Raw genomic sequence first — 19,779 nt, 5'->3', positions numbered from 1 at the left:
GATGAACGCGATACTCGCACTGGTCGCCTTCATCGGGGCCATCATCGTGTGGAACGTAGGGGTCAAACGCAACATCGGCGAAGCCATGGTCATCGGCTTCCTCGTCAGCGCCGCTTTCGCCGGCACGGACGCGCCGCGCGTCGCCTGGGAGAGCCTCCTACAGGGGCTGAAGTCCGAAATCACCTTCGCCGCACTGGCCTTCGTCTTCGTCAGTGAACTGCTGACGCGAACCGGGCTCGTGCAGCGGATGATCGACATCCTCAGCTCGATGCTCGGTCGCCGTGAGGGCGGCTCCGCCTACGCGGCGACGGTCTCGGCCGGACTCTTCGGCGCGGTCGCACACAACGGCGCGGCGATCGTGGCCACCATCGGATCCATCACCATTCCCTGGATGAAACGCTCCAGGGCGAGCGGCGAGACCGCGGCACTGGTGCTCGCCGGAAACGCGGGCGTCGGCGCCACCTTCCCGTTCAGCGGGGCCTTCTTCATCCTGCTGGCGGCGCCGACCGTACTGCCGGTCCTCAAGGCGGAGGACGTGGTCGGCACGATCTTCGTCGTGGGCGCCTGGATGGTGGCGATGCGGCTGGTCATCGCCTACGTCATCGTCAAACGGCGGGGCGTGGGCGCGATGGCGCCCGAGGACATCCATCCGCTGCGCCAGTCCTTCGCGGCCGGCTGGACCTCGCTGGTCGTACTGGCCGCCATAGCGGTGCCGATCGTGCTGACGGCTTCACCGAGCAGCGATCTCATTGGCGACCGGCTGGGGGGACTGGACGTCTCCGATGCCGTGCCGCTGCTGGTCTGGCTGCCGGTGGTGATGCTGCTCGCCGGACTGGTGGTCGAACGGCGCTCGCTGCCGAGCAGCGGCGGGGAATGGTGGACGCTGCTGTCGGAGATCAGCCCCAAACTCGGGCTGATCGGCGTCACGATGGTCTCCGCCTTCGCCGCCTCCAATGTGCTGAGCACCCTGGGGATCGGCGAACAGCTCGCCCCCTATCTGGAGCGTCTGGAGGGCGTGCCGCAGATTGTTGCGGCACTCGTCGTCGGGCTGATCGTGGTGATCGTCGCGGGCCCCCTCAACACGACCTCCACGCTCGCGGCCGTCGGGCCTGTCGCCTTCGCCGCGCTGATGGCGGCCGACGTTCCGCCGTACATCGCCTTCGCCGCCATCATCGTGTGGGCCTCGTCCGAGGGCTGCTCGCCCCCGGGCGCCGCACCGCTGTACGTGGCAGCGGGCATCGCCTCCATCAACCCGGTGCGGATCTTCGTTCCGGTGACGCTCTACTACCTGGTGCCTTCCTACGTCATGGGCGTGCTGATGGTGATGGGTGCGATATGGATTCCCGGATGAGGAGCACCAAGATGTACACGATCTGCCTGAACGCCTCCCGTGCTCTCGTCGCGCTCTTTCTGATCGGCGGAATCGTGGTGGTCGTGGGCCAGACGGTTGCCATGGCCGTCGGTTCCGCCTGGCTGATGACGATGTTCGGCACCGATGTCACCGACATCGTCTGCATCCTGGCCGGCCTCGCCGGCATCTTCGCCTTCCTGCTCCTCTACACGGCGGAGGGGAAGGAGAAGGCGAGCGAGTGGGGGGAATGACGCGACGGTTGTGCCCGGTGTTCGAGCAGAAGGACGGGCGGGCCTGATCGGGATGGTCCGACTGTGGCCCGATCCTGCTCATGGACAGGGGATTTCCCCGGGCATCCGACTGCGGGGCCGTTCGCGGGTCGGCTCGTAGGTGGTTCACGAGTCCCGTCCGATCGTTTCGATCGGACGGGACCTTGCCGTTTCGAGAGCTGTTCGGAGCAGTGCCTGGGTGAGGTGGCGCTTGCCCCTTGGGGACGGTCGACAGCCCGGAGCTACTGGTCGTAGACCACGCTGAACTCCCGGGCCGTCTCCTCGTACCTGGCCAACTGCTCGCGGAGCGCGGTCGCAGCGAGCGGTGCTCGACGTTCCAGTTCCGCCCAGCGGACGAAGCGCAACAGCCTGGGCATCTCGACGAGGCCGGTGATCGCATCCCAGAACGCCGCCCAGTTCATGCCGTAGAACGCCGGGAAGCCGAGTTCCCGCCTCAGTACGTCATGAAGGCGATGGTCACTGTCGACCGCCCCGACATCGATCACCACGGTGTGGGCCACCACTTCCTCCGGCTCCTCAGCCGGCCCCCAGAAGAGCGGCAGCCACCAGCACAGCACCGACCGGTCGGCAGGCCAGGGGCGATGGGTGTCGCTCCGCCAGTGCTCGAAGAAGTCCACGGTCGGGTCGATCGGGCGCCAGTCGGGATCAAGCGGCTCATCGTCCGCCGACGGTCGTGTGTAGCGTCTGCCGTGCTGGTCACAGGCGCCGTAGGCAAGGAAGTTCCCTTGGGCCTCGATGAGTGAGACGCGGTTGGCGCCACCCGGCATGCACGGCCAGCGCAGCTGCGAGGCATCGTCTTCCCAGCAGCAGATCGGACAGATGACGAATGATCCGGGCCATCCGTCCGCGATGTCGAAGACGAGATGGCCGCAGCAGGGGCAGGGCCGACGGGTATCCACCGGTGCAGTCTGGCCTGGCGAGAGACCCGCGGCGACCTGGTTTTCCGGGCACGAGTTGCGCCGAAGCTGAAGCGAGCCCGGGTGCCGTGGGCGTCTTCCTGCGTGCCGACTCGACCGGCAGTGCTTCTCCCACTGCTCCTGCCGGTACGGGTGGGCGATCAGCCGGGCACTCGGCCCTCCTGGCAAAACTCCGTCCCTCCTGAAGAATGAGTCATGGCAGGCTGGAAGTCGTCAGGTGCACCGGCTTCATCAGAGGTGGGTCGTACGGGGGAGGAAACGTTGTCATTCGAAGAGGAATGGGCAGAATCAAAGGCAGTTGCCGCCGCTGCTCGCCAAGAAGGCGCGGTTCAGATGAGGTTGAACCGGGTGCCTGCGGAGGGACGTTCCAGTGGGGGCGCCTCCGGTGATGGATACCTGGCCAATGCCGAGTCCATCGACGGTAGTTCGCATCTGCTGATGGAGATCGCCGGCCTGCTCTACGAAGGCCGGATGGACGGCGAGAACGGGACGATGTGTCGTGCCCCGCGCGCACACACCGATGTTGCGTCGAACGTCGACACCTTCGCCAGGTTCGCCAAGGACCAGTACAGCGACATGGTCGTACTCCTCGCCTCGCTGTCCACCAAGCTCAAGTCGTCGAGCGAGGACTACACGGCCGTGGACCAGGGCATCCAGGGGCAGATGAACGCGATGCTCGACTGCGGGCGTTACGTCGCGCCGAAGGACCGGTGAGCGACTGTGGCCTACCGTGCGGACGTCGAATTCCTCGAAGACGCCAATCCGACCCTCATCGACCGTAATGCCGCCGAGTTCAGGCGACTCCACACCCTGATCGAGTCGACTGACAACGCCTTTCGGAAGGCGACCGGGGTGGAGTGGGAGAGCGAAGCGCGTGATCTGTACGTCAAACGACTGAAGGAGAGCAAGGGCCTCGCGGACGCACTGTCGGAGGCGTTCCGCAAGGCGTCGTCAGCCCTTGGCCTGTACGCGGACGCGGTGACCACCGCCAAGGGGCACTACACGAGCGGCAAGACCTCCGAGGGAAGGCTCTCCGAGGTGATGTCTCGTGAGGCCACGGCGATCACTCCGACCGCGCGGGCCGCGGAGCCGCTGCGTCAGTGGGAGGACCTGCGGGGCACCACCGGAGTGGGGGACTTCTTCGCGGAGTTGACCGTCGACCTCGATGCGATCAAGGAGGAGGCCGAGCGGTACTACAACCAGACCAAGGATCACTACGGTGACGCCCTGCGCGTCGAGTCCGAGGCGAGGGAGAAGTGCGTCGCGGACCTCAAGGCCGCGTACAAGTCGATCCCCGACTACCAGGGCACCATCGCGGACCCGGAGAAGTTCCTGAGAGGTCTTGGACCCCTGAGCGCAGAGGCCCGGGAGGCCCGTGACAATCCGCACGTCCGACTGCCGGGGGCGGGCCCCAAGGTCGACGCGATCCCAACGGTCGGGGACAAGGTGGTGATCTCCGAGACGCTGATGCGCATCGCCAACCGGGTGGACGGTCTACCGGAGGGCCAGGGGAACAACTACTGGCTCTGGTCCACCTCCGATGAGGACCGCCGGGGATACATCACCGCCAACAAGGAGCTGATCAGGGCCGCCGCCGCTGACTCGGGTCTACCGCCCGAGATGGTCGCGGGAATCGCGTGGCAGGAGGTGGCGGGTGACCCCGGTTGGCTCGACGACGCCGCCTACGAGGGACGTAAGATCCTTCCGGGCAGCGAGGACCCGGACAGGACCTCGCTGGGGCCCATGGCCATTCAGGTCCGCCGGGCGGCCGAGGTGCTCGGGTACGACCCGCACAACCTCACCGACCTACAGCGCGACGCGGTGTTGGACGCGGTGAAGGACCCCGCGAAGAACACCTTCATCGCGTCGGAGTACCTGGCCCAGCTCAAGGCCGAGAGCAGTTTTGCCGATGTGCCGCCCGAGCAGATGACCCGCGCTCAGATGCAGGAGCTCGCCGCGCGCTACAACGGCGGGCCCTACTACGAAAGTGATGACGCCCAGGCGTACGGTCGGGGTTTCGACCGGAAGCTGGACCAGGCGAAGGAGGCGCTGCAATGAGTGCGAGTACGGGCCCGGTGGCCGGTGTGGGAGAGCGGCGGCAACCAGGGGCCGCCGGTCGGTTGGGGACCGCCCTCTGTGCTGTCGTTCTCACCGTCGGGCATCTGGTGACGGGCTTCGTCGTGCTCACCGCGTACATGGTGGAGCCGAACGGCCCCTGGGACAAGCAGGCGATCACCAACTCCGGTATCGCCGCGGGCATCGCCCTGGCCCTCACCGCGGTGACGGCACTGCTCTCGTGGCTGTTCGTGAAGGCCGAATGGCTGCGCCGTTGGTGGTTCGCACTGCCGGCCGTGCTCGCTGTCGCCGCGATCCTGCGTCTGACGCTCCTCGCCCCCGAGCTCTGACCGAGACCGGCCACGCACGCCGGGGCGGTGTCCCGTATCGCACTGCGGGTGGCCGGTCCTCGCCCACCCTGCCGGGATCAAGGGTCGACCGTGCGGCACGCCGCGGGACCATAAAGGCTTCGCCGTACGTGTGTCCGTACGGCATCGTTCCTCCTTGTGCCCGAAGCCGTGCCATGGGGGGTAACGGCCGGGAGTGAGCAGTCCGGGGGGACCGATGCACACACCCAAGCGTCCGCACTCACATCTTGAGAGACCCGATTCGAGCGATCGTGCAGCGCAGGGGACGGCTGCCGATGCGTCGTACGAACCGGGAACGGGCGATCGGCCAGATGATCAGCGCGAGGATCGGTCGGGCGATCGGCAGGGTGCGTCCCAAGTGGCGTCCGTAGATGATGCGTTACGCCCCACGCGCGGGCGAGGAGTGGTCGAAGGGGCGTTCGCACTGTTGGAGGCGTTGCGTCGGCACGCCCTCGGTGCAGGGGTCACCGAACTCGCGTTGGAGTGTCAGGTCCCCAAGAGCACCGCGCACCGGCTGCTGGACCAACTGGTCGCCGTGGGAGCGGTCGAACGGCACGGGGACCGCTATCGCGTGGGCAGTCAGCTCTATCGCATCGGCCATGCCTGGCAGCCACACCCCGGACTCCGGTTGGCCGCCCGGCTGCCGTTGCACCGGTTGCGGGCGACGACCGGGGCGAGTGCCGTGTTGACCGTCCTGCGCGACGACCTTGCGCTGACGGTCAGTTCCGTACCAGGCGAGGTGGAGCCGCTGGTGCCGGTGCGGGACGGGATGAGCTTTCCCTTGGACACCGCGGCCGGTCGGGCGCTGCGCGGTCCCGTACGGGCCCAGGCGGCGCTGGATCGGGAGGACGTGGTGCCCGGGGTGTGTTGTGCGGCGTTGCCGGTGCGTTCGCCCGAGGGTCGCACGGTGGCGGCGCTGGCCGCGATGGTGCCGGTGGGACGGCGGCTTGAGGCGGTGACCCAGGCGGTTGCCGAGGCCGGTGCGGCGATCACCCGTGGTCTGGCCCTGGGAGTGGGGGCGTCGGTCGAACTGCCTCCCGTACTGCTGCATTGAGCACCGTCCCATTGAGTGGAACGCGCGTAGAACGCGGTCGTGTGGCCCCGGCAGAGTTGGGGTCGTGCCGGGGGAACGGCACTCGGCCCGGCCGGTTGCGGCAGGGCTGACACACCGTCAGCGCACATCAGTGATGTGACACCACCAAGGGGGAACCACCCATGCGTATGACCAGGACCGCCCGGATGACCGCCGCCGCTCTGCTGGCCCTCGGCACGTTCGGCAGCATGGCCGGTACGGCCCAGGCCAACCCCATCGACCAGGTGCGGATCGAGCTGGTCGGTCTGACCTGTCACACCAACAGCGAGGGCAGCCACGACGAGGCGTACCTCAACATCACCGACAGCAACAGCAACCATGTGAAGGTGTGGCCCGGTGGCGTCAGCTACCAGACCATGGGCAAGAACTACTGGCGTTCCCTCACGGACGGCAACAACAACACCGCACTGGTCTTCGGCAAGAACGAGTCCCGCACGCTGACCCTCTGGGACTACGACTCGACCAGCGGCAACGACAAGCTCGGCTCCACCCTGGTGCGCGGCAACGAGTTCAACAACGAGATCCAGTACCGCTCGCTGGAGGGCTCCGGCGGTGTGTACACCATCGCCTACCGGGTGATCGACATCTGATCGATCTTCCCGACCGCCCGGACTGCGCCGCGCCGGCAGGCGCAGTCCGGCGGGTGCCCTCACCGGCCGCCGTGACAGGCGGCCTGATGGCGAACCGGGCTAGGTGAGCTGCTTGACGAAGCAGTGACTGCCCTCGTACTCGCGGTAGTGGCCGAACTTCTGCTCCGAAGCGTCGTACCCGCTGGAGGTGTAGAGGGCTATCGCCTCCGGCTGCTTGTCACCGGTCTCCAGCACCATGCGGGTGCGGCCTGCCGCCCGGGCGTCAGCCTCCAGTGCGGCGAGCATGATCCGGGCGAGTCCCCGGCCGCGTGCCTCCGCCACGACGTACATCCGCTTGAGTTCGGCGTCGCCGTCCTCGTACCCCTCGTCTTCTCCGGCGCCCTGGCTTCGGGCGCGCCAGCCGCCGGTCGCCACCGGGTGACCCTCGTCGTCGTACGCGATGAGATACAGGCCACATGGCGGCTGGAACATCGAGGCGTCGAGCGGGGTCTCGTCGCCGTCGCCGTCGCCGTATCGCTGGATGTATTCCAGCTGGACCTGGTCGTTGAGCTTGACGGCATCGGGGTGGTCATACCGGACCGAACGTACATCCATGCAGGTGATCGTACGTCTTGGGGGAGTACGGGCGGAGTGGCGTGGATGGGTAGGGTGCCGGGGTGCACCGTGGGCGTTCCGCAGCGCGGTAGCAGCCCCCGCCGCCCGTGAACCCGAGGAGCCCGGTGTGCTCACCGTGACGTCCGTGAACGTGAATGGCCTCCGGGCCGCCGCGAAGAAGGGCTTCGTGCCCTGGCTGGCGGCGACCGAGGCCGATGTGATCTGCCTCCAGGAGGTACGGGCCGAGCCCGAGCAGCTTCCGCAGGGCGTAAGGCAACCGGACGGCTGGCACACGACCCATGCGCCGGCCGGTGCCAAGGGGCGTGCGGGCGTCTCGCTGTACACCCGGCGCGAGCCGGACGAGGTGCGCATCGGATTCGGGTCGCAGGAGTTCGACGGCAGCGGGCGCTACATCGAGGCGGACCTGCCGGGCGTGACCGTCGCCAGCCTCTATCTGCCCTCCGGCGAGGTGGGCACGGAGCGGCAGGACGAGAAGATGCGGTTCCTGGGCGAGTTCCTGCCGTATCTCCATGAGCTCAAGGCCCGGGCCGCGCACGACGGGCGCGAGGTCGTCGTCTGTGGTGACTGGAACATCGCCCACCGTGAGACCGACCTCAAGAACTGGCGCGGAAACAGAAAGAACTCCGGCTTCCTCCCCGAGGAGCGCCAGTGGCTCTCCGAGGTCTATGCGGAGGGCGCGTACGTGGATGTCTTCCGAGCCCTCCACCCGGATCAGGAAGGCCCCTACACCTGGTGGTCCTACCGGGGGCGCGCCTTCGACAACGACTCCGGCTGGCGCATCGACCTTCAGGTGGCCACCGAGCGGTTGGCCGCGCTGGCGGTGAAGGCGTTCGTGGAGCGGGCGGAGACCCATGAGGAGCGCTGGTCGGACCATGCTCCGGTGACCGTCGTCTACGACCTGCTGTGATCGCTCGCGGATGGGCCCTCCGTGGCGGGGTGGCCCTCGGGCGCCTCGCCGTCCGGTCGTAGCCTGCGGTCCAGCGCCATCGACAGTTCGGCGTCCACCACGCTCTTCGCCAGCGGACGCAGGGCCTGCGCGCCGCCCGCCAGCGGATGCTCCCGCACCACTTCCAGGAAGAGGTCCGCGAGGGCGTCGGCGTGGGCCCGTACGCGTTGTCCGGCGTCCAGGACGGCTGCCAGCGGTACGCCCTGACGCACCAGGGCGGCTGAGACGTCCAGGAGTCGGCGGCTGATGTGGACGAGTTCGCCACCGTCCACGGTGAGGTAGCCCAGGGCCAGCGCGCTCGCCAGGTTCTCCGGGGTGACTTCGCCCTCGAAGTGGTCGGCCAGTTCTTCCGGTGTGAGCCGGACGGGTGTTTCCTCCGTCGGTTCGGTCAGGCCCAGCGCCGCCCCGACGTCCCGGCCGCTTTCGAACGCCTTGGCCAGATCGGCGATCCCGTTCAGGGTGTGTCCGCGCTCCAGAAGTGCGGTGATGGTGCGCAGTCGGGCCAGGTGCTGCTCCCCGTACCAGGCGATTCGTCCTGCACGGCGGGGCGGTGGCAGCAGTCCGCGCTCTCGGTAGAAGCGCAGGGTGCGCACCGTGATGCCGGCCCTTTCGGCCAGTTCTTCCATGCGGTACTCGCGTCCTTCTGCCACGGGGGAAGCCTAGGCTGTGCGGCTGGCAACTCCTCCTGCCCTACCCCTACCGCTCGGTAGGCAGGCTGCCCTACGCTCCAATCGTGCCAGTGATTACTGGCAGAGTCAGCGGTGTCCAGTTGTGGCGTTCAGTGGGAGGCGGCATGGGCCGACGGAAGCAGGAGCAGCAACAGCACGTGAGGGTCGCGATCATCGGATCCGGCTTCGCCGGTCTCGGTGCCGCCGTCCGGCTGCGTCGTGAAGGGATCACCGACTTCGTCGTGCTGGAGCGCGCCGACTCGGTCGGCGGCACCTGGCGCGACAACGACTATCCGGGGTGCTGCTGCGATGTGCCCTCGCACCTCTACTCGTTCTCCTTCGCCCCCAACCCGGACTGGCCCCGCACTTTCTCCGGTCAGCGGCACATCCGCGCCTATCTGGAGCGGGTGACCGACACCTTCGGACTCCGACCCCATCTGCGCCTGGGCCATGAGGTGCGCACGATGGTGTGGGACCGCGACGAACTCCGCTGGCTCATCGACACCGACCAGGGCGAGTACGCCGCCGATGTCGTTGTCTCCGCGACCGGGCCGCTCTCCGACCCGAAGATGCCCGACATCCCGGGGCTCGCCGACTTTCCCGGCGCCGCCTTCCACTCCGCCCGCTGGGACCATGACGTCGATCTGCGGGGCAAGCGGGTGGCGATGGTGGGAACAGGCGCCTCCGCCGCGCAGATCGTGCCCGCGATTCAGCCGCAGGTCACGTCGCTCACCCTCTTCCAGCGCACCCCGCCCTGGGTCCTGCCGAAAGTCGACCGGGACATCAGCTCGCTGGAGCGCTGGTTGCACCGCCAGGTCCCGCTGACCGCCACCGTGCGCCGGGGGCTGCTCTGGGGCGTGCGGGAGTTGCAGGTCTCCGCCTTCACCAAGCGCACCCAGCAGTTGGCACTGGTCGAATCCGTGGCCAGGAAGCACCTCGCCCGGGCGGTGAAGGACCCGGTGCTACGGGCGAAGCTCACCCCCTCCTACCGCATCGGCTGCAAGCGGGTGGTGCTGTCGAGCGAGTACTACCCGGCGCTCGCCCAAGCGAATGCGCACGTGGTGGCGTCCGGGCTGGTCGAGGTGCGCGGTTCGACGCTGATCGCCGCCGACGGCAGCGAGACCGAGGCCGATGTGATCGTCTTCGGCACCGGCTTTCGGGTCACCGACATGCCGATCGCCGATCGCGTGGTCGGCGCTGACGGGATCACCCTCGCCGAGTCCTGGAAGACGGGGATGCAGTCCCTGCGGGGGGCGACCGCAGCCGGGTTCCCCAACTGGATGACGCTCATCGGCCCCAACACCGGTCTCGGCAACTCCTCGATGATCCTCATGATCGAGTCCCAGTTGAACTATCTGGCGGACTACCTGCGGCAGCTCACCGTTCTCGGCGGACGGACCGCGCTGTCTCCCAAGCCCGCCGCGGTCTGCGCATGGAACGGACGGGTCCAGGAGCGGATGAAGCGAACCGTCTGGAGCACGGGCGGCTGTGACAGTTGGTACCTCGACCCCAGTGGTCGCAACACCACCCTGTGGCCGGGGACGACCGGGGAGTTCCGCCGGGAGACCCGCGAAGTGGATCTGGGGGAGTACGAGGTCGTCCGCAAGCGGGTCGTCGCACCGACGACCGCCGTTGCGGCGGACGCTGCGCCTGCGGACCTCGTGTCGGCGGACCCCGAGTCGGTGCAGCCCGCGCCCGTGAAACCGGAGTCGGTGCAGCCCGAGCCCGTGAAGTCCGCTTCGGTGCGGGAGGAGAACGCATGATCCGCCGAATGGATCTTGAGGGGCAGGTCGCCGTCGTCACCGGTGCCGCCCGCGGGGTGGGGGAACTCCTCGCCCGCAAACTGTCGGCGCGCGGGGCGAAGGTGGCGCTCCTGGGCCTGGAACCGGAGGGTTTGAAGGAGGTCTCGGGCCGGCTCCACGGTGAAAGCGACTGGTGGGAAGTCGATGTGACGGACCATCAGGAGATGGATCGGATCGCCGGCGAGGTCAAGCAGCGGTTCGGCAAGGTCGATGTCGTCGTGGCCAATGCGGGGGTGGCCGCGGGCGGGCCGTTCGCGGATAGCGACCCGAACGCCTGGCGGCGGGTGATCGAGGTCAATCTCATCGGCAGCGCCGTGACCGGGCGGGCGTTCCTGCCCGCCTTGACGGCCAGCCGCGGCTGCTTCCTCCAGATCGCGTCCCTCGCCGCCATCACCCCGGCACCGCTGATGACGGCCTACTGCGCATCGAAGTCCGGCGTCGAGGCGTTCGCGCACAGCCTGCGCTCCGAAGTCGCCCACCGCGGCGTGCGGGTGGGGGTCGCCTATCTGTCCTGGACCGACACCGACATGGTTCGCGGCGCCGACCAGGACGAGGTGATGCGGGAACTGCGCGGACGGCTGCCCTGGCCCGCCAACCGCACCTATCCGCCGGGCCCGGCCGTGGACCGGATCGTGGCCGGGATCGAGCGGCGTTCCGCGCATGTGTACGGGCAGTGGTGGCTGCGCGGAATGCAGTCGGTGCGCGGCGGTCTGCCGTCGCTGATCGGGCTGGTGGGGCAACGGGAGGTCCGACGGTTCGAGCCGCGGTTGGCCGGTGTGGGCAAGGGGCTCGTGGGTGCGGGCGGGGCCGCCGACGAGGCGGCGCGCACGGAGCGTAGTTGATCGAAATGCGAGCTATGTCCGGTCGTGGAAGAGTCTGAGCCGGGGCCACTCCCGGCCCCGGGGACATCAATGTCCCACTCTTTCCGCACCCCTCTCAGGAGTGACTCACATGGGCATCAAGGACCAGTTCCAGGACAAGGCGCAGGAGCTCGCGCAGCAGGCGAAGCAGGCTGCGGGCAAGGCGAGGGACGAGTCTCCGGAGCGCGGCCGTGACGGCCGCGAGCGCCGCGACCAGGACCCGGCCCGGCAGAACCCGGCCCGGCAGGAGCCGCCCAACCGGCGTCCCAACCCGGCTGCCTGACCGCTAGCGCTTTGAGGCGCACCCGCCCCCACACGGGCGGGTGCGCCTTCGCGATGCCGTGGCCAGCCCGGGTCGTCGGGGGAGCTTGCCGAGGATGCGGTGGTGTCACGACGGCAGGGCGCCTGCGGCCGGGTCGGGTGGTTGGCCGATGACTTCGCACGGGGCTCTCACGGGGCTCTCGCGGGGCTCTCGCGGGGCTCGCGAGGGACTGCGCACGGACTTCTCGCGCGGGCGGAGCAGCAGCCGTACGGCCCTTCTCAATCGCCCGAACGGGCCGATCTCGGCGGGAGCTTCGGGCGGCTCCGGTCCGGTACGTGGTCATATCCCGGGGGGATGGCCGCGGGCCGGTCCGCCAACAGTTCCAGGGCCAGCCGCACCGCGTCGTCGAGTCCCGCATGCCGCCCCTCGGCCCAGTCCAGGGGGGTGCGCAACGCCTCCAGGTCCGGTGCCACACCGTGGTTCTCGATTCCCCAGCCGTACTGCTGGAACCAGGCCGCGTTCATCGGAACCGTGATCACCGAGCCATCGCCCAACTGGTGGCGTCCCGTGATCCCCACCACGCCGCCCCAGGTCCGACACCCCACCACAGGCCCCAACCCCAGCAGCTTGAAGGCCGCGGTGATCATGTCACCGTCCGATGAGGTCGCTTCGTCCGCCAGCGCCACCACCGGACCGCGCGGCGCATGGGAGGCGTACGAGACCGGCTGTGCGTCCCGGGTGAGGTCCCAACCGAGGATCTTGCGCGTCAGCTTCTCCACCACCAGCTCACTGATGTGGCCGCCCGCGTTCCCCCGTACGTCGACGATCAGTGCGGGGCGGGCCACTTCCAATCGCAGGTCCCGGTTGAACTGGGCCCAACCCGAGCCGCCCATGTCGGGGATGTGGAGATAGCCGCACTTGCCACCGCTCAGCTCCCGCACCACCTCCCGCCGCTTCGCCACCCAGTCCTGGTAGCGCAGCGGCCGTTCATCGACGAGCGGCACCACGGCCACCCGCCGGGAGCCGCCTTCCGCGAGTCGGAACGTCAGCTCGACCGTCGTTCCCCCCGCGGCGGCGAGCATGGGGAAGGGGCCGGTGAGCGGGTCCACCGGGCGTCCGTCCACCTGGGTGATGACCGCTCCCTCGCGGATGCCGGTGCCCGCCAGCGGTGAGCGGGCCTTGGAGTCGGACGATTCACCCGGCAGGATGCGCTGCACCACCCATTGGCCGTCCCGACAGACCAGATTCGCACCCAGGAGACCCATCGGCCGCTGGTAGTGGGGAGGTCCTTCGTTGCGGCGGGCGGGAGCCACATAGGCGTGGGACGTGCCCAGTTCGCCGAGGACCTCCCGCAGCAGATCCGCGAACTCGTCCGGTGAGGCGACCCGCTCCACCAGCGGCCGGTACTGCGCGAGGACCGCGTCCCAGTCGACGCCGCCCATGCCGGGCTCCCAGAAGTAGGCCCGGATCAGCCTTCCCGCCTCTTCGTACGCCTGCCGCCACTCCGAGGCCGGGTCCACATGGTGCAGGATGCGGCGAAGGTCCAGATAGACGGTCGAATCGCCGTCGCCGGGCTCGGTGGCGGGGACCGCACGCAGTTCGTCCTCGTCCACGACGACCAGCCGACTGCCGTCCCCGCTCACGGCGAACCAATCCAGATGGTCGACCAGTTCGATCCGACGCGCCTTGGAGATGTCGAAGTGTTCCAGCGTCGGCCGGCCCGAGGTGTCCGCGGGATTGGCGAACGTCTCCCCGAGGGCGCCCGAGATGGGCCAGCGCAGCCAGACGAGACCCCCGCCGCTGACGGGGTGGAGCTCCGAGTACTTGGACGCCGACACGGGGAATGGGGTCACCCGGCTCTCCAACCCCTCGATCTCCACGGTCACCGCACCTGCCGGCTCGTCTGATGCGGAGACGATGTCGTCCAGCGGGTCGAGCCCCCCGGCGGCGGGCCGTCCGTCCGGGGACAGGGCGAAGGGCGAAGGCGTCGCCGACGACAGCGGTACGAGGTAGGGGCGGCAGCCGAGTGGAAAGGAGAGGTCCCCGGTGTGGACGTCGTACACCGGATCGAAGCCGCGCCAGGAGAGGAAGGCCAGATAGCGGCCGTCGCTGGTGAAGACGGGATTCTCGTCCTCGAAGCGGCCGTTGGTGACGTCGACGATCGTACGGTCCTTGATCCGGGCCAGTTTGATCTGTCGCAGGGAGCGGCCGATGCCGGGTTGGGCCCAGGTGAGCCAGGAACCGTCGGGGGAGAACGCAAGATCGCGCACGGGGCCGTTGACGGATCGGATCAACTCGATGACCGAGCCCACCGTCTCCTGGGAGAGCGCGGCGTCAGCTGTACCCGTTGTGCCCGTTGAGCCAGTGGAGTTGGTGGAGTTGGTGACATTGGTGGAGTCGGTGGATTCGGCGGCGTCGATGAGCAGCAGTCGGCCGTCGTGCGAGGCGATCGCCAGCCGCTCCCCCTCCGGGTCCGAGACCAACTCCAACACCCGCCCGAGCACCCCGGGTGCCAGCCGCCGCGGTGGCCGGTCCCCACTGGCCCGCGGCAGATAGGCGACCTCGATCGCGTCCTCGCCCGCGGCATCGGTGACGTACGCGACCTGTCCGCCGGTCCCGAGCATCACCGGCAACCGCACCCGTACGCCCGGGGTGTCGGCGATCGTGCGGGCCGGGCCGTCGCGATGGGTCAGCCAGTACAGGCTGCCGCGCACGGAAAGGGCGCTGGCCCGCCCCGTGGTGTCCACCGATACTGCGTCCACATGGTTCGCGGCCGGCACCTGGTACGGGCGTCTACCGGCGCGGGTACCGCCCAGCTCGACCGCCAGCCGGCGCGGTACGGCGTCCGGCGACAGCAGGTCGTCGGCGATCCACAACTCGCCCGCGCACTGGTAGACCACACGGTGGCCGTCGCTGGACGCATGGCGGGCGTAGAAGGTGTCGTGGTCGGTGTGTCGTCGCAGATCGCTGCCGTCGGGCAGACAGGAGTACAGATTGCCGATCCCCTCGTGATCGGAGAGGAAGGCGATCCGACCCGAGACGAACATCGGGCAGTCCAGATGGCCTTCGAGTTCGGGCAGCAGTCGCTCGCCGTGCAGCCACAGCCGGCCCGTTGCGCCACCGCGGTAGCGCTTCCAGGAGGCGGGCTCGTGGGGTGGCTTGCCCGTCAGCAGCAGGGTGCGCCGGTCGCCGTTGGTGCCGGTCACGGCGATGTCCGACACGGGCCCCCATGGCAGTTTCGCCCCCGGGGCCCCGTCGGTCGGGACGCAGTAGGCCCAGGAGAAGTACGAGAACGGCTGCCCGTGCGAGGAGACGGCGAGGATCTGGCTGTGGCCCTCCGGATCCGGTGGCGCCCAGCCGCAGACCCGGGTGTCGGCGCTGCCCCAGTGGCTCAGCCGGCGTGCGGGGCCGCCGCTGACCGGGGCGAGGTGGATCTCCGGGTCGAGGCTGCGCCAGCTGGTGTAGGCGATGTGACGGCCGTCGGGGGAGAAGCGGGGGTGCCCGATCCGGGTCCGGTCCACGGTGATCCGCCAGGCTCGCCCGGGCCGCTGGCCCGCCGGCACGAGGGGTGCGACCCACAGATCGTCTTCGGATGCGAAGCACAGCAGGTCGTCATGGAGGTGCGGGAAGCGGAGGTATGCCACGTCGTCGCTCACTTCCCCTATCCTTTCCGGGGCCCGTGGATGCGGCAACTCGTGGCGCGGGGGAACACCTGCGCGGCGGCCCGACACCTGGGTGCGTCGCCACGCCGTGAGGCCGTGACGTCGTGATGTCACGGTTTGCTAGTTCGGTTGTTCGGACGGTGGGTGGCGTTGGCCGGATGGGTTCGTTGGTTCGGCCTGGAACCGTCCGTGACCCAGAACACAAGCGAAACGATTTCGTTTCGTGAAGTGGGCTGGGTTAACTTGGAGGTGTACGAAACCGTTTCGTTCGGCAGTGGCAGCAGTGGGGGGAGGTCCATCATGGCGACGCGCACCCGGTTGACCCCCGAGCGCGAGGCAGAGCTGTACGAAGCCGTACTCGATCTGCTTGCCGAGGTGGGCTACGACGCACTGACCATGGACGCCATCGCCGCCCGGACCAGATCCAGCAAGGCCACCCTCTACCGTCAGTGGCGCAGCAAGCCGGAACTGGTGGCCAAGGCCCTCCAGGAGACCAAGCCGCCGGGGCTCGACGAGATCGACACCGGTTCCCTGCGCGGTGACTTCTACGAGATCCTCGCGCGTACGGACGATTCCAAACTGGAGCGGGACTCGGCGCTGTTGCGGGGGCTGGTCCAGGCCGTTCACCACAACCCGGATCTGCACGAGGCACTGCGCGAGCAGCTCGTCGAGCCGGAGAAGCGCGAGCTCGACGCCGTGGTGCGCAGGGCCGTGGGGCGCGGTGAGATCAGTGCCGCCAATCCCGCGGTGGAGTTCGTCGCCCATATGTTGGTGGGGGCGTTCTTCGCCCGGCTCATCATCGACGACCAGCACCCTGACAAGGCGTACATCATGCGGTACATCGATGCCGTCGTCCTTCCGGCGCTGGGGGTCTGATGGCGTCGGCCTGGTTCCGTTCACACTCCCGTCCCGCCTCTCGGTGCACCCTGTCGAGCAGGCGTACGGCCCCGTCGGACGTTCGTCGTCCGTCGTGCGGTCCCGGTACCTCCCGGTCCGCGGTGGCAGGGCGTTGCCCTTCGCCATCGCAGACCGTCCGACCGGAGCGCGATGGACCCTGCCCCACAGGGTTCGCGTTCTTTTCCCCGTTTTCGGTGTTCTTGGTTCCCCGGCTGCTCTGCCAACGGTGTCAGCGCTGCCGCTTCGGTGAGTCCTGTTGGCCTTCACCGTGCACCCGACCCCCCGGACGTCGTTCATGAATCGTTCCTGAACGCGTCCGGTGTCCCTCCCCAGGACATCGACCCGCCCCCCACTCCTCCCCGGGATCCCCACCCTCCGCTCGGTACCACCGCAGCACCTGACGTGCGCCGCTCTCGTCGTCGGGCCGGCTCCCCATGCCCTTTGTCCTCTCAACCCAATGGGAGTAAGCCCTCGTGGCCACGTTCCTCTACAAACTTGGACGGCTCGCCTTCAGGCGCCGCCGCATAGTCGCCCTGCTGTGGGTCGCGCTCCTGGTACTTGCCGGAGTCGGCGCGTCCGCCGCAGCCAAGCCGACCGAAGCCTCCTTCTCGATGCCCGGCACCGAGGCGCAGAAGGCGTTCGACCTCCTGGAAGAGCGCTTCCCCGGTGGGAGCGCCGATGGTGCGACGGCCCGCGTGGTCTTCAAGGCTCCGGCCGGTCAGAAGATGACGGACGCCGAGCACAAGACCGAGGTCAATGAGGCGGTCGCCGATCTGAAGGCCGGATCGTCGCAGGTCTCCTCGGTCACCGACCCGTACACCGCGGACGCGGTCTCCGAGGACGGCTCGATCGCGTATATCTCGGTGAGCTACAAGGTCAACTCGATGGAGCTGACCGACAAGACCCGCGATGCGCTGGAGAAGACCGGTGAAGCGGCCAGCGACGCCGGGCTCACGGTCGAGATCGGTGGTGACGCCTCCATGGCTGAGCCGGAGACCGGCTCCGCCGAGATGATCGGCATCGCGGTTGCCGCGGTGGTCCTGGTCATCACCTTCGGCTCTCTGATCGCGGCCGGTCTGCCGCTGATCACCGCGCTCATCGGCGTCGGCATCGGTATCTCGTCGATCACCGCACTCGCCAAGACGCTCGATCTCGGTTCCACCACCTCCACCCTGGCGATGATGATCGGCCTTGCGGTCGGCATCGACTACGCCCTGTTCATCGTCTCCCGCTACCGTGCCGAACTGGCCGAGGGGCGCGAGCGTGAGGAAGCCGCCGGCCGTGCGGTGGGTACCGCGGGCTCCGCGGTCGTCTTCGCCGGTCTGACCGTGGTGATCGCCCTGGTCGGCCTGGCGGTCGTCAACATCCCGATGCTCAGCAAGATGGGCTTCGCCGCCGCCGGTACCGTCGTCATCGCCGTCATCATCGCGATCACCCTGATCCCGGCTCTGCTGGGCTTCGCGGGCGGCAAGGTGATGGGACGCAAGGCCCGCAAGAACGCCAAGACGGCCAAGGCAGCCAAGACGGCCAAGGCAGCCAAGGCGGCCGGCAATGCGGCCGAGACCGAGGGCGGGGCCGTCGAGAAGCAGAACGGTGGCGTCCGCTGGGCGCGCTTCGTCCTGCGCCGTCCGGTCGCCGTGCTGCTCGCCGGTGTGGTGGGCCTCGGTGTCATCGCGATCCCGGTGGGCTCGCTGAAGGTCGGTCTGCCCGACGAGGGCTCCCAGTCGACCGAGTCGAGCCCGCGCCGGGCCTACGACATGCTCTCCGAGGGCTTCGGCCCCGGTTTCAACGGCCCGTTGATGCTGGTCGTGAACGCCAAGGGCAGCGAGAACCCGCAGGGTGCGGTCGACAAGGTCGGCGACACGGTGGAGAAGCTCGACGGCGTCACCGCCGTGCTGCCCGGGCCGCTGAACAAGACGGGCGACACGGCGATCATCACCGTCGTCCCCGACGACCGGCCCAGTTCGGTGCAGACCGAGGACCTGGTCCACGACATCCGTGACTTGCGTACCGCACTGAAGTCCGACACGGGTGCGGAGGTGCTCGTCACGGGTGCGACCGCGATGAACATCGACTTCTCGCAGCGGATGAACGACGCCCTGATGCCCTACCTCGCGCTGGTCGTGGGGCTCGCGTTCCTGCTGTTGGTCGTGGTCTTCCGGTCGATCCTGGTGCCGCTCAAGGCAGCGCTCGGGTTCCTGCTCTCCGTCGTCGCCGCGCTCGGCGCAGTCGTGGCGGTCTTCCAGTGGGGCTGGCTCGCCGATGTCTTCGGTGTCGAGCAGCCGGGCCCGATCATGTCGATGATGCCGATCTTCATGGTGGGCGTGGTCTTCGGCCTGGCGATGGACTACGAGGTCTTCCTCGTCACACGCATGCGTGAGGCGTACGTCCACGGGGAGCGGCCGGCCGAAGCCATCGTGACCGGCTTCAAGCACGGCGCCCGGGTGGTCACCGCAGCAGCGGTGATCATGATCGCGGTGTTCGCGGGCTTCATCGGCTCCGGTGAGCAGATGGTCATGATGATCGGCTTCGGTCTGGCGATCGCGGTGTTCTTCGACGCGTTCGTCGTCCGGATGGCGATCGTGCCCGCAGTGCTGGCGCTGCTCGGCCACAAGGCGTGGTGGCTGCCGGGCTGGCTGGACAAGGCCCTGCCGAACGTCGACGTCGAGGGCGAGAAGCTCCAGCAGCAGTTGCAGAACTCCTCGGGCGGCGACGAGGACCGAGAACTGTCCCGCGTCTGACGTCCTGCGCCGCGGCTCTTTGGGTCGCGGTGGTCGTGGCCGTACTTCATCGCCTTGCGGCGGGGGGTGCGGCCACGGCCGTTTTAGCCGGTCGCGTTGGTTCTAACCGATGTGTTGGCTTGGCCGGTTGTGATGGTTCTAGCCGGTCGTGGTGGTGGGGACGGCCGCATAGGTGTGGGTCAGGAAGCGGCTCAGGGCCCTGGTGTCGAACTGGAGTACGTCCACGCCGTCAGCCGTGTGGAACTCCACCACCGCCTGGGCCCGGCCGCACGGCCAGACCTCCACATCGCCCTCGCGCACGGGGGAGCGCAATCCGGTCTCCAGCACTTCCCTGGGGAAGGTCCAGTCGCGCCCGCTGGCGAAGGAGAACCGCACCGCGGCGGGATCGTCGGCCGGTTCGTAGCACAGGGCGACGCGCACGGGTCGGTACTGAGGAGCGTCGGTGACGATCCGGGCCCACGCGTGATCTTCGACTGAGGCGGCGGACATGGGGCGCTCCTCGCATTCATCGTCTTTATTAACCAATGTTGCATATTTCGGGCCAATGCTCGACCTGGTGGAGGGCCCACGCACTTTTCGTCATACATGCGCTCTTGCAAGCCATGTGCAGTAGGCCCACTATCGACGGGCAGCCCTTCTCGTCTGTCCGATGCGGAGCCAGC

The 19,779-nt window shown here is 68.5% G+C and carries 19 protein-coding genes; 13 read left to right on the top strand and 6 right to left on the bottom strand.

Annotation, left to right across the window (positions count from 1 at the left end):
• Position 1 precedes the first annotated feature (1 nt).
• Together OID54_RS16290 and OID54_RS16285 are read left to right on the top strand one after the other, a co-directional pair.
• Positions 2-1,351: a TRAP transporter large permease subunit gene (locus OID54_RS16290; protein WP_329020246.1), complete on the top strand. Its 1,350-nt coding sequence runs from the start codon at positions 2-4 to the stop codon at positions 1,349-1,351.
• Complete coding sequence (locus OID54_RS16285) at positions 1,348-1,602, top strand: hypothetical protein (protein ID WP_329020245.1); 255 nt, start codon at positions 1,348-1,350, stop codon at positions 1,600-1,602. The genes OID54_RS16290 and OID54_RS16285 overlap by 4 nt, the downstream gene beginning before the upstream one ends.
• A gap of 260 nt (positions 1,603-1,862) precedes the next feature.
• On the opposite strand, the gene OID54_RS16280 is transcribed toward OID54_RS16285, so the two are convergent.
• The gene (locus OID54_RS16280; protein WP_329020243.1) at positions 1,863-2,540 is read right to left on the bottom strand and encodes a CPCC family cysteine-rich protein; all 678 of its coding nucleotides are present in this window, start codon (positions 2,538-2,540) and stop codon (positions 1,863-1,865) included.
• A gap of 351 nt (positions 2,541-2,891) precedes the next feature.
• Here OID54_RS16280 and OID54_RS16275 point away from each other — a divergent pair, with 351 nt between their 5' ends.
• From OID54_RS16275 to OID54_RS16265, 3 genes are read left to right on the top strand one after another with little or no spacing between them, the layout of a single operon-like run.
• Positions 2,892-3,272 carry a hypothetical protein gene (locus OID54_RS16275; protein WP_329020241.1) on the top strand — a complete coding sequence of 127 codons (381 nt, stop codon included), beginning with the start codon at positions 2,892-2,894 and terminating at the stop codon, positions 3,270-3,272.
• 6 nt (positions 3,273-3,278) lie between these two features.
• Positions 3,279-4,616: a hypothetical protein gene (locus OID54_RS16270; protein WP_329020239.1), complete on the top strand. Its 1,338-nt coding sequence runs from the start codon at positions 3,279-3,281 to the stop codon at positions 4,614-4,616.
• Positions 4,613-4,963 carry a hypothetical protein gene (locus tag OID54_RS16265; protein WP_329020237.1) on the top strand — a complete coding sequence of 117 codons (351 nt, stop codon included), beginning with the start codon at positions 4,613-4,615 and terminating at the stop codon, positions 4,961-4,963. Before OID54_RS16270 ends, OID54_RS16265 begins: the two co-directional genes overlap by 4 nt.
• A gap of 238 nt (positions 4,964-5,201) precedes the next feature.
• Here OID54_RS16265 and OID54_RS16260 read toward each other — a convergent pair whose 3' ends face one another.
• Positions 5,202-5,339: a hypothetical protein gene (locus tag OID54_RS16260; protein ID WP_329020235.1), complete on the bottom strand. Its 138-nt coding sequence runs from the start codon at positions 5,337-5,339 to the stop codon at positions 5,202-5,204.
• Between OID54_RS16260 and OID54_RS16255 the strand changes: the two genes are divergently transcribed.
• Positions 5,340-6,035: an IclR family transcriptional regulator gene (locus OID54_RS16255; protein WP_329020233.1), complete on the top strand. Its 696-nt coding sequence runs from the start codon at positions 5,340-5,342 to the stop codon at positions 6,033-6,035.
• Positions 6,036-6,196: 161 nt separating this feature from the next.
• Positions 6,197-6,664: a hypothetical protein gene (locus OID54_RS16250; protein ID WP_329020231.1), complete on the top strand. Its 468-nt coding sequence runs from the start codon at positions 6,197-6,199 to the stop codon at positions 6,662-6,664.
• A gap of 99 nt (positions 6,665-6,763) precedes the next feature.
• Here the strand turns inward: OID54_RS16250 and OID54_RS16245 are convergent, their stop codons facing one another.
• Complete coding sequence (locus OID54_RS16245; RefSeq protein ID WP_329020229.1) at positions 6,764-7,258, bottom strand: GNAT family N-acetyltransferase; 495 nt, start codon at positions 7,256-7,258, stop codon at positions 6,764-6,766.
• A 136-nt stretch (positions 7,259-7,394) separates the two neighbouring features.
• Between OID54_RS16245 and OID54_RS16240 the strand changes: the two genes are divergently transcribed.
• Positions 7,395-8,186, top strand: coding sequence for an exodeoxyribonuclease III (locus tag OID54_RS16240; RefSeq protein ID WP_329027551.1), 792 nt, complete (start codon positions 7,395-7,397; stop codon positions 8,184-8,186).
• Here OID54_RS16240 and OID54_RS16235 read toward each other — a convergent pair.
• On the bottom strand, positions 8,171-8,875 hold the full coding sequence (locus tag OID54_RS16235; RefSeq protein ID WP_329020227.1) for a MerR family transcriptional regulator: 705 nt from the start codon (positions 8,873-8,875) through the stop codon (positions 8,171-8,173). The two genes, OID54_RS16240 and OID54_RS16235, sit on opposite strands and share 16 nt — an antisense overlap.
• Positions 8,876-9,018: 143 nt before the next feature.
• On the opposite strand from OID54_RS16235, the gene OID54_RS16230 reads away from it, so the two are divergent.
• From OID54_RS16230 to OID54_RS16220, 3 genes are all read left to right on the top strand, one after another.
• Positions 9,019-10,656, top strand: a complete 1,638-nt coding sequence (locus tag OID54_RS16230) for a flavin-containing monooxygenase (RefSeq protein WP_329027550.1) — start codon at positions 9,019-9,021, stop codon at positions 10,654-10,656.
• Positions 10,656-11,537, top strand: a complete 882-nt coding sequence (locus OID54_RS16225; protein ID WP_329027548.1) for an SDR family oxidoreductase — start codon at positions 10,656-10,658, stop codon at positions 11,535-11,537. Before OID54_RS16230 ends, OID54_RS16225 begins: the two co-directional genes overlap by 1 nt.
• A gap of 109 nt (positions 11,538-11,646) precedes the next feature.
• Positions 11,647-11,838, top strand: coding sequence for a hypothetical protein (locus OID54_RS16220; RefSeq protein WP_329020226.1), 192 nt, complete (start codon positions 11,647-11,649; stop codon positions 11,836-11,838).
• 257 nt (positions 11,839-12,095) lie between these two features.
• On the opposite strand, the gene OID54_RS16215 is transcribed toward OID54_RS16220, so the two are convergent.
• On the bottom strand, positions 12,096-15,473 hold the full coding sequence (locus OID54_RS16215) for a S41 family peptidase (protein ID WP_329020225.1): 3,378 nt from the start codon (positions 15,471-15,473) through the stop codon (positions 12,096-12,098).
• A gap of 306 nt (positions 15,474-15,779) precedes the next feature.
• On the opposite strand from OID54_RS16215, the gene OID54_RS16210 reads away from it, so the two are divergent.
• Together OID54_RS16210 and OID54_RS16205 are read left to right on the top strand one after the other, a co-directional pair.
• On the top strand, positions 15,780-16,355 hold the full coding sequence (locus tag OID54_RS16210; RefSeq protein ID WP_329020223.1) for a TetR/AcrR family transcriptional regulator: 576 nt from the start codon (positions 15,780-15,782) through the stop codon (positions 16,353-16,355).
• Positions 16,356-16,849: 494 nt separating this feature from the next.
• Positions 16,850-19,117 (top strand): MMPL family transporter, encoded by a 2,268-nt coding sequence (locus tag OID54_RS16205; protein ID WP_329020221.1) that lies wholly within the window; start codon positions 16,850-16,852, stop codon positions 19,115-19,117.
• A gap of 138 nt (positions 19,118-19,255) precedes the next feature.
• On the opposite strand, the gene OID54_RS16200 is transcribed toward OID54_RS16205, so the two are convergent.
• A complete protein-coding gene (locus tag OID54_RS16200) occupies positions 19,256-19,606 on the bottom strand; it encodes an SsgA family sporulation/cell division regulator (protein WP_329020219.1) in 351 nt (116 codons plus the stop codon).
• Positions 19,607-19,779 lie beyond the last annotated feature (173 nt).

The organism is Streptomyces sp. NBC_00690 (assembly GCF_036226685.1).
Lineage (GTDB): Bacteria > Actinomycetota > Actinomycetes > Streptomycetales > Streptomycetaceae > Streptomyces.
The sequence above is the reverse complement of the archived record's forward strand: the minus strand, read 5'-3'. Positions and strand labels throughout refer to the sequence as shown.

Bases quoted from the DNA above. Each gene is read 5' to 3' on its own strand.
- OID54_RS16290 (WP_329020246.1), top strand. From the start codon at position 2: ATGAACGCGATACTCGCACTGGTCGCCTTCATCGGGGCCATCATCGTG.
- OID54_RS16285 (WP_329020245.1), top strand. From the start codon at position 1,348: ATGAGGAGCACCAAGATGTACACGATCTGCCTGAACGCCTCCCGTGCT.
- OID54_RS16275 (WP_329020241.1), top strand. From the start codon at position 2,892: ATGAGGTTGAACCGGGTGCCTGCGGAGGGACGTTCCAGTGGGGGCGCC.
- OID54_RS16265 (WP_329020237.1), top strand. From the start codon at position 4,613: ATGAGTGCGAGTACGGGCCCGGTGGCCGGTGTGGGAGAGCGGCGGCAA.
- OID54_RS16250 (WP_329020231.1), top strand. From the start codon at position 6,197: ATGCGTATGACCAGGACCGCCCGGATGACCGCCGCCGCTCTGCTGGCC.
- OID54_RS16245 (WP_329020229.1), bottom strand. From the start codon at position 7,258: ATGGATGTACGTTCGGTCCGGTATGACCACCCCGATGCCGTCAAGCTC.
- OID54_RS16230 (WP_329027550.1), top strand. From the start codon at position 9,019: ATGGGCCGACGGAAGCAGGAGCAGCAACAGCACGTGAGGGTCGCGATC.
- OID54_RS16220 (WP_329020226.1), top strand. From the start codon at position 11,647: ATGGGCATCAAGGACCAGTTCCAGGACAAGGCGCAGGAGCTCGCGCAG.
- OID54_RS16210 (WP_329020223.1), top strand. From the start codon at position 15,780: ATGGCGACGCGCACCCGGTTGACCCCCGAGCGCGAGGCAGAGCTGTAC.
- OID54_RS16200 (WP_329020219.1), bottom strand. From the start codon at position 19,606: ATGTCCGCCGCCTCAGTCGAAGATCACGCGTGGGCCCGGATCGTCACC.